The organism is Modestobacter sp. VKM Ac-2979, assembly GCF_026967995.1.
GTDB lineage: Bacteria > Actinomycetota > Actinomycetes > Mycobacteriales > Geodermatophilaceae > Modestobacter.
Genome location: NZ_JAPVBO010000005.1, coordinates 231343 through 245587, shown reverse-complemented (window position 1 = coordinate 245587; position 14245 = coordinate 231343). Strand labels below are relative to the sequence as shown.

General features: G+C 72.3%; 9 protein-coding genes. 7 read left to right on the top strand and 2 right to left on the bottom strand.

The annotated features are described in order from the left end of the window. Nucleotides 1-2: 2 nt before the first annotated feature. The gene (locus tag O2W15_RS16020) at nucleotides 3-302 is read left to right on the top strand and encodes a YggT family protein (protein ID WP_269162198.1); all 300 of its coding nucleotides are present in this window, start codon (nucleotides 3-5) and stop codon (nucleotides 300-302) included. A gap of 97 nt (nucleotides 303-399) precedes the next feature. Next, complete coding sequence (gene wag31, locus O2W15_RS16015) at nucleotides 400-1137, top strand: DivIVA-like cell division protein Wag31 (protein ID WP_269180092.1); 738 nt, start codon at nucleotides 400-402, stop codon at nucleotides 1135-1137. 127 nt (nucleotides 1138-1264) lie between these two features. On the opposite strand, the gene ileS is transcribed toward wag31, so the two are convergent. Next, nucleotides 1265-4408 (bottom strand): isoleucine--tRNA ligase, encoded by a 3144-nt coding sequence (ileS, locus tag O2W15_RS16010; protein ID WP_269180091.1) that lies wholly within the window; start codon nucleotides 4406-4408, stop codon nucleotides 1265-1267. Nucleotides 4409-4516: 108 nt separating this feature from the next. Here ileS and O2W15_RS16005 point away from each other — a divergent pair, with 108 nt between their 5' ends. After that, on the top strand, nucleotides 4517-6028 hold the full coding sequence (locus O2W15_RS16005) for a potassium/proton antiporter (protein ID WP_269180090.1): 1512 nt from the start codon (nucleotides 4517-4519) through the stop codon (nucleotides 6026-6028). 192 nt (nucleotides 6029-6220) lie between these two features. On the opposite strand, the gene mqo is transcribed toward O2W15_RS16005, so the two are convergent. Continuing rightward, nucleotides 6221-7705 carry a malate dehydrogenase (quinone) gene (gene mqo, locus O2W15_RS16000; RefSeq protein ID WP_269180089.1) on the bottom strand — a complete coding sequence of 495 codons (1485 nt, stop codon included), beginning with the start codon at nucleotides 7703-7705 and terminating at the stop codon, nucleotides 6221-6223. A 312-nt stretch (nucleotides 7706-8017) separates the two neighbouring features. On the opposite strand from mqo, the gene lspA reads away from it, so the two are divergent. From lspA to dnaE, 4 genes are all read left to right on the top strand, one after another. Then, a complete protein-coding gene (gene lspA / locus O2W15_RS15995; RefSeq protein WP_269162203.1) occupies nucleotides 8018-8599 on the top strand; it encodes a signal peptidase II in 582 nt (193 codons plus the stop codon). A 56-nt stretch (nucleotides 8600-8655) separates the two neighbouring features. Next, on the top strand, nucleotides 8656-9624 hold the full coding sequence (locus O2W15_RS15990; RefSeq protein WP_269180088.1) for an RluA family pseudouridine synthase: 969 nt from the start codon (nucleotides 8656-8658) through the stop codon (nucleotides 9622-9624). A gap of 12 nt (nucleotides 9625-9636) precedes the next feature. After that, nucleotides 9637-10446 carry a CPBP family intramembrane glutamic endopeptidase gene (locus O2W15_RS15985; protein WP_269180087.1) on the top strand — a complete coding sequence of 270 codons (810 nt, stop codon included), beginning with the start codon at nucleotides 9637-9639 and terminating at the stop codon, nucleotides 10444-10446. A 210-nt stretch (nucleotides 10447-10656) separates the two neighbouring features. Continuing rightward, complete coding sequence (dnaE, locus tag O2W15_RS15980) at nucleotides 10657-14214, top strand: DNA polymerase III subunit alpha (RefSeq protein ID WP_269180086.1); 3558 nt, start codon at nucleotides 10657-10659, stop codon at nucleotides 14212-14214. Nucleotides 14215-14245 lie beyond the last annotated feature (31 nt).

Below are 14245 nucleotides of genomic sequence, written 5' to 3'. Positions count from 1 at the left end.
CCGTGGCTCTCCTTCTGCAGATCGTCTCGTCGATCCTGCTCGTCTTCCTGATCCTCCTGTTCGCCCGGTTCGTCGTGGACTGGGTGATGGTGCTCGCCCGCAGCTGGCGCCCGCAGGGTCTGGTCGCCGCGGGGCTCGAGGTCGTCTACGCCGCGACCGACCCGCCGCTCAAGGCGGTCCGCAAGGTCATCCCGCCGTTGAACCTCGGGTCCATCCGGCTGGACCTGGGGTTTATGGTGCTGCTGATCGGCGTGATCCTCCTGCGCAGCATCTTGAGCAGCATGGCCTACTCCATCGCATGATCCGTCGTACCGTGCCCGAGCGGGGTGTGGACCCGATGCGGTTCGCCGCCGATCCGGACCCGTTCCCGTTCCTCCCGCCCGACCTGAGGTGAGCCGCATGCCACTGACTCCCGCCGACGTGCACAACGTCGTCTTCAAGAAGCCGCCGATCGGCAAGCGCGGCTACGACGAGGACGAGGTCGATGCGTTCCTCGACGTGGTCGAGGCCGAGCTGGCCCGGCTCATCGAGGAGAACAACGACCTGCGCGGCTCCGGTGCCGGTGGCTCCGGTGCGCGGGAGGAGCGGCCCGAGCCGGCGCCGATGACCGTCGCGGCCCCGCCGCCCCCGCCGACCCAGGCGCCCGCGGCGCAGGTGCGCGAGGACGACGCGATCCGTGCCTCACGGATGCTGGCGCTCGCCACGGAGACGGCCGAGCGGCACGTCAACGAGGCCAAGGCCCAGGCCGACCAGATGGTGGGCACCGCCAAGAGCAGCAGCGACCGGATGATGTCCGAGGCACGGGCGAAGAGCGAGCAGATGGTCGGTGAGGCCAAGAGCCGCGCCGACGCCATGCTGGGCGACGCCCGCACCCGTGCGGACACGATGGAGCGGGAGGCCCGCGCCAAGGCCACCGCCCTCGCCCAGGACGCCGAGCGCAAGCACGTGGAGGCGATGGGCTCCCTGGAGGAGAAGCGGGCCAGCCTCGAGCGCAAGGTCGACGAGCTGCGCACCTTCGAGCGGGAGTACCGCACCCGGCTGCGCTCCTACCTGGAGTCGCACCTGCGCGACCTGGACAGCCGCGGCTCGGCCGAGCCGGCGTCCAACAGCCGGCAGAGCCAGCACGTCAGCGCCTGAGGCGCCGCTCCACAGCACGACCCCTCAGCACGACCCCTCAGCACGACAGAGCCCCGCCGGACCTGGTCCGGCGGGGCTCTGTGCTGTCCGAGCCGGCCGGGCCCGGGTCGTGGGGCCCGGCCGGGCGTCAGCTCGCCGGGGTGATCCAGACCCGGGCGCCCGCCGGACCCTCGAGGCCGTCGCCGTCCCCGGTCTGCTGGGCGTGCACGGCGGTGGCCAGCACCTCCGCGGACAGCTGGGCGGCGTGCTCGGTGAGCGCCTGGGCGATCGCACCCTCGCCGGTCCACCGGACCTCGATCCGGTCGCTGACCGCCAGCCCGCTGGACTTGCGGGCGTCCTGCACCAGTCGCACGACCTCGCGCACCAGCCCGGCCCGCTCCAGCTCCGGGGTGAGGGTCAGGTCGAGCGCGACGGTGAGCCCACCGCCCGAGGCCACCGTCCACCCCTCGCGCGGGGTCTCGGTGATCACCAGGTCGCCCTCGACGAGCGGCACCTCCGCACCGTCGACCGGCACGGTCGCCGTCCCGGCCCGGTAGGCGGCGACCAGCTCGGCGGCGTCCGCGGCGGCGACCGCCGCGGCGACGGCCTGCACCTGCTTGCCCATCCGGCGTCCCACCGCCCGGAAGTCGACCTTCACCGAGACGTCGACCAGCGAGCCGTCGACGGCGGCGAGCTCGGTCAGCTCCGCGACGTTCAGCTCCTCGGCCACCTCGGCGACCAGGTCACGGGGCAGCTGCGCCCAGCCGGGTGCGGCGACGAGCGCCCGGGCCAGTGGCTGGCGGGTGCGGGCCTTGCCCGCCGTGCGGGCGGACCGGCCGAGCTCGACCAGGCGACGGACCAGCGCCACCTGGGCCACCAGGGCGTCGTCCCGGGCGTCGGTGTCCACGGCCGGCCAGCTCGCCAGGTGCACCGAGTCCACGGCGTCCGCCGCCCCGGGCACCACGGCGCCACGCCACACCCGCTCGGTCACGAAGGGCGTGAACGGGGCCATCAGCCGGGTCAGGCCGTCGAGCACCTCGTGCAGGGTGCCCAGCGCGGCCGGGTCGCCGTCCCAGAACCGGCGCCGGCTGCGCCGGACGTACCAGTTGGACAGGTCGTCGACGAACTCGGCGATCAGCCGCCCGGCGGTCTGCGTGTCGAACTGCTCCAGCGCGTCGGTGACGCCGGCGGTGACCGACGCCAGCTCGGCGAGCGCCCAGCGGTCCAGCAGCGGACGCTCGGCGCGCGGGGGAGCGGGGGCGACCGCCGGGTCCCAGCCGTTGGTCTCGGCGTAGAGGGTGAAGAAGCTGGCGGTGTTCCAGTAGGTCAGCAGGACCTTGCGGACCACCTCGGACAGCGTCTCGTGGCCGACCCGGCGGGCCGACCAGGGCGAGCCACCGGCCAGCATGAACCAGCGGACGGCGTCGGCGCCGTGCCGGTCCATCAGCGGCATGGGCTCGAGGATGTTGCCCAGGTGCTTGCTCATCTTCCGGCCGTCCTCGGCCAGGATGTGGCCCAGGCACAGCACGTTCTCGTACGAGCTCTGCTCGAACACCAGCGTGCCGACCGCCATCAGCGTGTAGAACCAGCCGCGGGTCTGGTCGATCGCCTCGGCGATGAACTGCGCCGGGTAGGCGGCCTCGAACTCCGCCTTGTTCCGGTGCGGCGCACCCCACTGGGCGAACGGCATCGACCCGGAGTCGTACCAGGCGTCGATCACCTGACGCACCCGGCGGTAGGTGCCCTCCTCGCCCGGCACCGTGAAGGTCACCTCGTCGATGAACGGCCGGTGCGGGTCGAGGTCGGACAGGTCGCGGCCGGTCAGCTCCGACAGCTCGGCCAGCGAGCCGACGACGACCATCCGGGACGGGTCGGCGTCGTTGCGCCAGATCGGCAGCGGCGTGCCCCAGTACCGGTCGCGGGACAGCGCCCAGTCGACGTTGTTGTTCAGCCAGTCGCCGAAACGACCCTCCTTGATGTTCTCCGGGTACCAGTTCGTCCGCTCGTTCTGTGCCAGCAGCTGGTCCTTGACCTGGCTGGTGCGGATGTACCAGGACGGCTGGGCGTAGTACATCAGCGGCGTGTGGCAGCGCCAGCAGTGCGGGTAGCTGTGCTCGTACCGCATCTCCCGGTACAGCACGCCCCGGTCCTGCAAGTCCTGCACCAGGGTCGGGTCGGCGGCCTTGAAGAAGTGGCCACCGACCAGCGGCACGTCGGCGGTGAAGTGGCCGGTGGCGTCGATCGGGTTGACCACCGGCAGGCCGTAGGACCGGCAGACGGTGAAGTCGTCGGCGCCGAAGGCGGGGGACTGGTGCACCAGCCCGGTGCCGTCCTCGGTGGTGACGTACTCGGCCAGGACGACGAAGTGCGCGTCCCCCTCGGGGAAGTCGACCAGCTCGAACGGCCGCTGGTAGTGCACCCGCTCCCAGTCCCGGCCGGTGGTGCGGGCCAGCACCTTCGCGTTCTCGCCGAGCGCGGCGGCCAGCAGCGGTTCGGCGACGACGAAGGTCCCGTCGTCGGTGCGGGCCACCACGTAGGTGACGTCGGGGTGCACGGCGACCGCGGTGTTGGACGGGAGCGTCCACGGCGTCGTCGTCCAGATCAGCAGGTCGGCCTTCCCCGCCCACTCGCCGCTGGTGACCGGGAGCCGGACGTAGACCGAGGGGTCGGTCAGCGTCTCGTAGCCCTGGGCCACCTCGTGGTCGCTGAGCCCGGTGCCGCAGCGCGGGCAGTACGGGGCGACCCGGTGGTCCTCCACCAGCAGTCCCTTGTCGAACACCTGCTGCAGCGACCACCAGACGCTCTCGATGTAGCTGGCGTCCATCGTCCGGTAGGCGGTCGACATGTCGACCCAGTAGCCCATCCGCTGGGTCAGCTCGGCGAAGGCGCCGACGTGCCGCTCCACCGACTCCCGGCAGCGGGCGTTGAACTCGGCGATGCCGTAGCGCTCGATGTCCGGCTTGCCGGCGAAGCCGAGCTCCTGCTCCACCGCGATCTCCACGGGCAGGCCGTGGCAGTCCCAGCCCGCCCGCCGGGGGACGGAGTACCCCTGCATCGTCTTGAACCGGGGGAAGACGTCCTTGAACGCCCGCGCCTCGATGTGGTGGGTGCCGGGGCGGCCGTTGGCCGTGGGCGGGCCTTCGTAGAAGACCCACTGCGGCCGGTCGGCGGAGCCTTCCAGCGATCGGGCGAAGACCTTGTCGGCCTCCCACTGCTCGAGGACCTCGTGTTCGAGGGCCGGCAGGTCGACCTGCGGGGGGAGGGCCTGGAACGGGCCGGAGGGAGCACTCACGCCGCCCATCATCCCCGACCCCGCCACCCCCTTCGCGCAGCCGCCGGTCCACGGCGCGCAGACCCCCGGGACGGCGGTACGGGAGACTGCCCCCATGGGGGCCCGCGGATGAACACGACGGTCACCATCGCGCTGGCCGTCGGCGCCCTCGTCGTCCTCCTCGCCGCCGTCGCGCTGCGGCTCGCCGACCGGATCGGGCTCCCCTCGCTGCTGCTCTACCTGGCGTTCGGGGTGGCACTGGGGGAGAGCGGCCTCGGCATCGAGTTCTCCGACGTCGGCCTCACCCAGACCCTCGGCGTCGCCGCGCTCGTGGTGATCCTGGCCGAGGGTGGGCTGACGACCCGCTGGTCCGACGTCCGCCGGGCGGTGGGCCCGGGCATCGCGCTCGCCACCGTCGGCGTGGTGGTGAGCATCGCCGTCGTCTCCTCGATCGCCGTCTGGCTGCTGGACTTCGACTGGCTCTTCGCCCTGCTGCTGGGGGCGGTGGTCACCTCCACCGATGCGGCCGCGGTCTTCTCCACCCTGCGCCGGATCCCGCTGCCCCGGCGGATGGTCGCCGCGCTGGAGCTGGAGTCCGGGCTGAACGACGCGCCGGTCATCCTGCTCGTCCTGGTGCTCAGCGAGCAGCTCACCGGCGGGACCGCCGCCGTCTGGTACCTGGTCCTGGCCGAGGTGCTCGGTGAGCTGGCCGGCGGGACGGCGATCGGCCTCGCGATCGGGTTCGGCGGGGCCTGGCTGCTGCGGCGGGCCGCCCTGCCGCTGGTCGGCTTCTACCCGCTGGCCACCGTGGCGCTGTGCGTGCTGGCGTTCGCCACCGCCGACCTGGTGCACACCTCGGGCTTCGTCGCCGTCTACCTCTGCGGCCTGGTGCTGGGCAACGCCGCGCTGCCGCACCGGGCCGGCACCATCGGCTTCGCGGAAGGGCTGGCCAGCCTCGCCCAGATCGGCCTGTTCGTCCTGCTCGGGCTGCTGGTGTCCCCGGCCCGGCTGCCCGACGCCCTGCTGCCGGCGCTGCTCGTGGGCGGCGCGCTGCTGCTGGTCGCCCGCCCGGTCTCGGTCCTGCTGAGCGTCGTCTGGTTCCGCATCCCGATCGCCCAACAGCTGTTCATCTCCTGGGCCGGGCTGCGCGGCGCGGTGCCGATCGTGCTCGCGACGTTCCCCATCGCCGCCCAGGTGCCCGGTGCGACCCGGGTGTTCGACACGGTGTTCGTGCTCGTCGTCGTCTTCACCGTGGTGCAGGGCTGGTCACTGCCGGCCGTCGCCCGGCTGCTGCGGCTGGCCACCCCGGTCACCCCGCAGGACATCGACGTCGAGTCCGCCCCGCTCGACGAGCTCGGCGCGGAGCTGATGCAGCTGCGGGTGCCGGAGACCTCCCGCCTGCACGGCGTCTACCTGCCCGAGCTCAGGCTGCCCGAGGACGCCGCGGTGGTCCTCGTCGTCCGCGACGGCAAGCCGTTCGTCCCCGACCGGTCCACCCGGCTGATGCACGGCGACCAGGCGCTGCTGGTGTCCGCGCGCGGCTCCCGCCAGGAGGCCGAGCGGCGGCTGCGCGCCGTCAGCCGGGCCGGCCGGCTCGCCACCTGGCGCGGCGAGAGCGGCCAGCCCAGCGAGACTGATTAGACGGCGACCCTCCGGGCCGCACCGCGGCCAGGTGCCGTGCCCCGGTCACGTTGAGCCGTTGGGAGCGGTGCCGTCGGGAGCCTCCGGCCCCGCGACGGCACCGCTCAGCGGCCCTTCGGGCCGCAGGTACCCGCTTCGGCTTGCGGGTGAGCGCCCCGATCGGGAGCCCTCCGGGCTCCGCGATCGGGGCGCTCAGCCCTGCAGTTCGAGGGTCTTGGTGGTGTCGGCGCGGACCTCGGCCATCAGGGCCGGCTCCTGGGACAGCTTGTGGCCGTAGGAGGGGATGGCCTCCTGCAGCAGCGGACGCCAGGTGTCCATCCGCTCCGGGAAGCAGCGCTCCAGCAGCGTGAGCATCGCCGACGTCGCGGTGGAGGCACCGGGGGAGGCGCCCAGCAGACCGGCGATCGACCCCTCGGCCCCCACGATCAGCTCGGTGCCGAACTGCAGCACCCCGCGGCCGGTCGTCGGGTCCTGCTTGATGACCTGCACCCGCTGGCCGGCGGTGATGAGCTCCCAGTCGTCCTGCTCGGCGGTCGGCACGAACTCCTCCAGCGCGCGGAACCGGGCGCTGGTCGACTGCAGGACCTGGCCGACCAGGTACTTGGTGAGCGGGATGTTGGCGATCCCGGCGCCCAGCATGGAGCCCAGGTTGCCGCTGCGCACCGACTTCGGCAGGTCCCACATCGACCCGGCCTTGAGGAACTTGGGGGAGAAGCCGGCGTAGGGCCCGAACAGCAGCGCCTGCTCGCCGTCGATCAGCCGCAGGTCCAGGTGCGGCACCGACATCGGCGGTGCGCCGACCTTCGCCTGGCCGTAGACCTTGGCCTGGTGCTGACCGACCAGCTCCGGGGAGCGGGTGCGCAGGAACTGGCCGCTGACCGGGAACCCGCCGAAGCCACGGATCTCCGGGATGTCGGAGCCCTGCAGCAGCGGGAGCGCGCCGCCGCCGGCTCCGACGAAGAGGAAACGGGTGCGCACGGTGCGGCTGCGGCCGGAGCCGGAGCGGACGGTGACCGCCCAGCGCCCGTCGGACTCCCGCCGCACCTTGCGGACCCGGGTGGAGGTGTGCAGCTCGACGCCGCGGCTGACCGCCGCGTCCAGCAGCAGCCGGGTCAGCGCCCCGAAGTTGACGTCGGTGCCGGCCAGCGACCGGGTCGCGGCGGCGACCTCCCCGGCCGGTCGGCCGGCCATCATCAGCGGCACCCACGAGGCGAGCGCGTCGCGGTCGTCGGTGTACTCCATCTCGGCGAACAGCGGCTCGGCCGCCAGCGCGTCGTACCGGGTGCGCATGTACTGCCGCCCCGCCTCGCCGCTGACGAAGCTGATGTGCGGCACCGAGGTGATGAACCGCTTCGGGGAGTCGGTCAGGCCAGCGCGCACCAGGTGCGACCAGAACTGCCGGGACACCTGGAACTGCTCGTTGATGCCGACGGCCTTGGCGGTGTCGACGTGCCCGTCGGGTGCGGCGGGGGTGTAGTTCAGCTCGCACAGGGCCGAGTGGCCGGTGCCGGCGTTGTTCCACGCGTCGGAGCTCTCGCCGGCGACCTGGTCGGCGGACTCGAAGACCGCGACGGTCCAGTCCGGCGCCACGACGCCCAGGAGCGCGGAGAGCGTCGCGCTCATGATGCCGCCGCCGACGAGGACTACGTCGGGGTTCGAGGAACCATCCGTGGTCAAGATCTGCCTCCGTGACTGAGTGCGTACCGGCCCATCGTCGTCCGCGTCGGCGGACGACACGTCCGGAACCCGGGCGTCCCCCCGAACTGAGGGGATGAGATGCATCACAGGCGCATCGCCCCAGGGTCCTCCGCGTCGCCTCCGCGCGCAGCGCCAGCCCCGATGACGCGTCGGGCCGACGGGCACCGATCCTGCCCCTCGGCACGGGCGCCCGGGGCCGGGGGCACCGCCGCGGACTGCCGGAGCGGGCCCAGCCGGCCGCTATCGTCGTCGCTGACGTGGTCACCGGGGCCGCCAGCGGGGAGGACGGCGATGTCCGAGCAGCCCGACTCCTCGACCGGCGCGACCCCGGCGGCCGCCACCGGGTCGCGTGGGCGTTCCCGGGCCCGCCTGCTCCTGGCCCTGGCCGCCGCGGTCCTGGCGCTGGACCTGGCCACCAAGCTCGTCGTCGTGGCCACCCTGTCCGACCGGGAGCCGCTGCGGTTGCTCGGTGGGGCGCTGTACCTCACCGAGGCGCGCAACACCGGTGCGGCCTTCTCCTTCGCCGAGGGCGCCACGGTGGTGTTCAGCCTGATCGCGCTGGCAGTGGTCGTGGTGATCGTGCGCAGCGCGCGGCGGATGTACTCGACCGCGTGGGCGGTGACCCTGGGCCTGGTGCTGGGCGGTGCCCTGGGCAACCTGATCGACCGGGTGTTCCGTGACCCGGGTTTCCTGCAGGGCGGCGTCGTCGACTTCATCTCGGTGTTCGACCCCTACGGCCAGGTGTTCCCGATCTTCAACATCGCCGACTCCGCGATCGTCTGCGGCGGCGTGCTCGGTGTGCTGCTCGCCTTCCGGGGCATCGAGTTCGACGGCAGTCGCAGCAGCGACCGGCCGGACGCCGTCGCCGGCTGAGCGCAGGTCGGCCCGGCGGCGGCCGGGCAGGGTGCCCCACCCGTCACAATGGTGCGGTGACCAGCAGTCCCGGCCAGGCCTCCTCCTCCGGCGGGCGACCCGGTGAACACCGGTCGCTGCCCGTGCCCGACGGGCTCGAGGGCCAGCGGGTCGACCAGGCCCTGGTGCGCCTCTTCGGGGTCACCCGCGCCGTGGCCGCCGAGCTGGCCGACGGTGGCGCCGTGGTCGTCGACGGGCGTGCCCGGGGCAAGGGCGACCGGCTGACCGCGGGCAGCTGGCTGGAGGTGGAGCTGCCGCCGCCGCCGGGTGAGCCGGCCGCGCCGGCGCCGGTCTCCGGCCTCCGGGTCGTCCACGACGACGACGACGTCGTGGTCATCGACAAGCCGGTCGGGGTGGCCGCGCACGGCAGCCCCGGCTGGACCGGGCCCACGGTCACCGGCGGACTGGCCGCGGCGGGCTACCGGATCTCCACCAGCGGCGCGGCCGAGCGGCAGGGCATCGTGCACCGGCTGGACGCCGCGACCACCGGCCTCATGGTCGTGGCCAAGAGCGAGCGGGCGTACACCCTGCTCAAGGCGGCGTTCAAGGAACGGACCGTCGACAAGGGCTACCAGGCCCTGGTGCAGGGGCACCCCGATCCGTCGAAGGGCACGATCGACGCCCCGATCGACCGGCACCCCAAGCACGACTGGCGGTTCGCGGTGGTGACCGGCGGCCGCCCGTCGGTCACCCACTACGAGGTGGCGGAGGCGTTCCCGGCGGCCAGCCTCGTCGACGTCCACCTGGAGACCGGGCGCACCCACCAGATCCGCGTCCACTTCTCCGCCCTGCGCCACCCGTGCGTCGGGGACATGACCTACGGCGCCGACCCGACCCTGGCCGCCCGGCTCGGCGTGGAGCGGCAGTGGCTGCACGCGGTGCGGCTCGGGTTCGCCCACCCGGCCGACGGGCGCTGGGTCGAGTTCAGCAGCGACCACCCGGCCGACCTGGCCGGCGCCCTGGCGATCCTGCGCGCCGAGAACTGAGGCGTCCGACTGGTGTCCGGAGCCCCCGACCTCCCTGCTGCTCTCGCCGACTTCGGCGCCGCGCAGCTGGCGGCGGTGATCATCGCCGTCTACCTGGTCGTGGGGGAGCCCTTCGTCGGGTACGTGCTGCACCGGCGGTTCGAGGGCCGGCTGCGCACCGACCCGGCTGCGCGCCGCTCCTTCTACCGCCGGCTGCTGGTGCTCGAGTGGGGCCTGGCCCTGGTGGCCTTCGTGGTCTGGCTCGCCGCCCCGGAGGTGAGTGCGGCCGAGGTGGGCCTGCGCTGGCCGACGGGCTGGCCCGGGGTGGGCACCTGGCTGGCCGTCGTCGTGCTCGGGCTGCTCGTCCTGCTGACCACCCGGGCACTGCGCGGCGGTGCCGTGGCCGGGCCGCCACCGGAGACGCTGCGCCGCACCCGCCCCGGCGAGGCCCGGCACGCCGAGCCCCCCGGGCACTCGACGCTGGCGCTGCTGCCCCGGAGCCGCGCCGAGCGCCGGCTGTTCGCCCTGGTCGGCGTCACCGCGGGCATGTGCGAGGAGTGGCTCTACCGCGGCTTCTTCCTCGCCGTGGTGGCCGCGCTGGCCCCCGGGCTGCCGGCGCTGGTGCTGGTCCTGGTGGCCGCGCTCGCGTTCGGGGTGGCGCACGCGTACCAGGGGCTGGCCGGGGTGGTGACCACCGGCGTCCTCGGGGGCGTGCTGGCCGGGGTCTACCTGGACACCGGGTCGCTGCTGCTGCCGGTGCTGCTGCACGCCGCCATCGACCTGCGGTTCCTGTTCGTGCCCTCCTCCGCGTTGCCGTCCGCCGAGACCTCGGAGCGGGCGTGACGGAGTGGTCCGGATCGCCGAGACACGTTCTGTCGGACCCTCGGCGTAGGACTCCGGAGGTGCGAGGATCGACAGCACCGGTCCCCGTTCGACAGCACCACCGAGCGACACCGCTGAACGGCCTTCCCCGCCGGTCATGAGAACGACCACGTCGGTCCTTGCCGCCCCGCCTGGCAGGGCCGACGCGACCCGTGAGGAGCACCCCGCACCGTGAGCAGCACCCCGTCCTCAGAGAACTTCGTGCACCTGCACGTGCACACCGAGTACTCGATGCTCGACGGGGCGGCCAAGCTCGGTGAGGTCACCAAGGCCGCGGCCGACGAGGGCATGCCGGCGCTGGCGATGACCGACCACGGCAACGTCTTCGGCGCCTACGACTTCTACAAGACCGCCAAGGCCGCCGGCGTGAAGCCGATCATCGGCATGGAGGGCTACTACACCCCCGGTTCGCGCTTCGACCGCGCCCCGTTCGACTTCGGCGACAAGCTGATCGACGAGGAGGGCGACGGCGGGAACAACCGCGGCAAGGCCGCCTACACGCACATGACCCTGCTGGCGAAGACCACCGAGGGCATGCACAACCTCTTCCGGATCTCCTCGCTGGCCAGCCTGGAGGGCCAGTACCGCAAGCCGCGCTTCGACCGCGACCTGCTGGAGAAGTACGGCAAGGGCCTGATCGCCACCACCGGGTGCCCCTCCGGCGAGGTCAACATGTGGCTGCGGGCCGGCAAGGTGGACCGGGCCCGGCAGGCGGCGGCGGACTTCCAGGACATCTTCGGCAAGGAGAACTTCTACGCCGAGATCATGGACCACGGGCTGTCCATCGAGAAGAGGACCAAGCCGGCCCTGCTGGAGATCGCCAAGGAGCTCGGCATCCCGCTGCTGGGCACCAACGACCTGCACTACACCCACCGTGAGGACGCCCAGGCGCACGACGCCCTGCTGTGCATCCAGACCGGCTCCCGGCTCAACGAGCCCAACCGCTTCAAGTTCAACGGCGACGGCTACTACCTGAAGTCCGCCGCGGAGATGCGCGCGCTGTTCCGCGAGCACCCCGAGGCCTGCGACAACACCCTGCTGATCGCCGAGCAGTGCGAGGTGCAGTTCACCGAGGGCGCCGACCTGATGCCGCGCTTCCCGCTGCCCGAGGGCGAGGACGAGACCTCCTGGTTCGTCAAGGAGGTCGAGGCCGGGCTGCACAAGCGCTACCCGGCCGGGATCCCCGACCACGTCCGCAAGCAGGCCGACTACGAGGTCGGGATCATCACCCAGATGGGCTTCCCGGGGTACTTCCTCGTGGTCGCCGACTTCATCAACTGGGCCAAGGACAACGGCATCCGGGTCGGCCCGGGCCGCGGCTCGGCCGCCGGCTCGATGGCCGCCTTCGCCATGGGCATCACCGACCTCGACCCGCTGCAGCACGGGCTGATCTTCGAGCGGTTCCTCAACCCCGAGCGCGTCTCCATGCCCGACGTCGACATCGACTTCGACGACCGCCGCCGCGGTGAGGTGATCCGCTACGTCTCGGAGAAGTACGGCGAGGAGCGGGTCAGCCAGATCGTCACCTACGGCACGATCAAGGCCAAGGCCGCGATCAAGGACGCCGCCCGGGTGCTCGACCGGCCGTACTCGGTGGGCGACGAGCTGACCAAGCTGATGCCCCCCGGCGTCATGGGCAAGGACATCCCGCTGTCGGGCATCTTCGACCCCAAGCACGAGCGCTACCGGGAGGCCGGGGAGTTCCGGGCCCGCTACGAGTCCGACCCGGGTGCGGCCGAGGTCGTCGACCAGGCGCGCAAGCTCGAGGGGCTGAAGCGGCAGTGGGGCGTGCACGCCGCCGGGGTCATCATCGGCCGGTACCCGCTGATCGACAGCGTGCCGATCATGCGCCGCGAGGCCGACGGCGCGGTGATCACGCAGTTCGACTACCCGACCTGCGAGACCCTCGGCCTGCTCAAGATGGACTTCCTGGGCCTGCGCAACCTGACCGTCATCGACGACGCGTTGCGCAACATCGTGATCAACGGCAAGGACCCGGTCGACCTCGACGAGATCAGCAAGGACCTCACCGACAAGAAGACCTACGAGCTGCTCGGTCGCGGCGACACCCTCGGGGTCTTCCAGTTCGACGGCGGCCCGATGCGGTCGCTGCTGCGGCTGATGCGCCCGGACAACTTCGAGGACATCTCCGCCGTCGGCGCGCTCTACCGGCCCGGCCCGATGGGCGCGAACTCGCACACCAACTACGCGCTGCGCAAGAACGGCCAGCAGGAGATCACCCCGATCCACCCGGAGCTGGCCGAGCCGCTCGAGGAGATCCTCGGTCAGACCTACGGCCTGATCGTGTACCAGGAGCAGGTCATGGCGATCGCGCAGAAGGTCGCCGGGTACTCCCTCGGCAAGGCCGACCTGCTGCGCCGCGCGATGGGCAAGAAGAAGAAGTCGGTGCTGGACGCCGAGTACGTCGGCTTCGAGGCCGGGATGAAGGCCAACGGCTACTCCGCCGCCGCGGTCAAGACGCTCTGGGACATCCTGGTCCCCTTCGCCGACTACGCCTTCAACAAGGCGCACTCGGCGGCCTACGGCCTGGTCTCCTACTGGACCGCCTACCTCAAGGCCAACTACCCGGCCGAGTACATGGCCGGGCTGCTCACCAGCGTCGGCGACGACAAGGACCGCCGGCCGGTGTACCTGGCCGAGTGCCGCCGGATGGGCATCAAGGTCCTCCCGCCGGACGTCAACGAGTCCTCCTGGGACTTCACCGCCGTCGGCAACGACATCCGCTTCGGCATGGCCTCGGTGCGCAACGTCGGGACCAACGTCGTCGACTCGATCGTGCGGGCGCGGGAGGAGAAGGGGGCGTTCAAGGACTTCGCCGACTTCATGCGCAAGATCGACACGGTGGCCTGCAACAAGAAGGTCATCGAGTCCCTGGCCAAGGCCGGGGCCTTCGACTCCATGGGCCACTCCCGGCAGGGCATCGCCGCGATCCACGCCAACGCCGTCGACCAGGCGATGGGCGTGAAGCGCAAGGAGGCCGAGGGGCAGTTCGACCTCTTCGGCAGCTTCGGCGAGACCGCCGACGACCCGTTCGGCTCCTCGCTGGACATCGCGATCCCCACCGCCGACTGGTCCAAGTCGGAGAAGCTCGTGTTCGAGCGGGACATGCTCGGCCTCTACGTCTCCGACCACCCGCTGCACGGGGTGGAGCACGTGCTCACCTCGCACGCCGACACCGCGCTGGCCGAGATCCTCTCCGGCGGGGTGGAGGACGGCGCGAACGTCACGATCGCCGGCATCCTCACCGCCGTCGGGCCGCGCACCAACAAGCAGGGTGCGCCGTGGGCCATCGCCACCATCGAGGACCTCGAGGCCGGGCTGGAGGTGCTGTTCTTCCCCAAGACGTGGGAGCAGGTGCAGGACAAGGTGGTCCGCGACCAGATCGTGGTGGTCAAGGGCCGGATCAGCCGTCGGGACGACACCCCCTCGCTGTTCGCCTCCGAGGTGTACGTCCCCGAGGTCACCGACGGTCCCCGGGGGCCGGTGCTGGTCTCGATGCCGGCGGCCCGCTGCACCCCGCCGGTGGTGGAGCGGCTCCGCGAGGTCCTGGGCAGCCACCCGGGCACCACCGAGGTGCAGCTCAAGCTGCTCAACGGCGGCCGCGAGACGGTCCTGCGACTGGACCAGGGGCTGCGGGTCCAGCCCAGCACCGCGCTGATGGGCGACATCAAGGCACTGCTGGGCCCCACCAGCGTCGCCCTCCTGTGACAGAGGACCCCGTCCTCCTCCGGACGGGGCC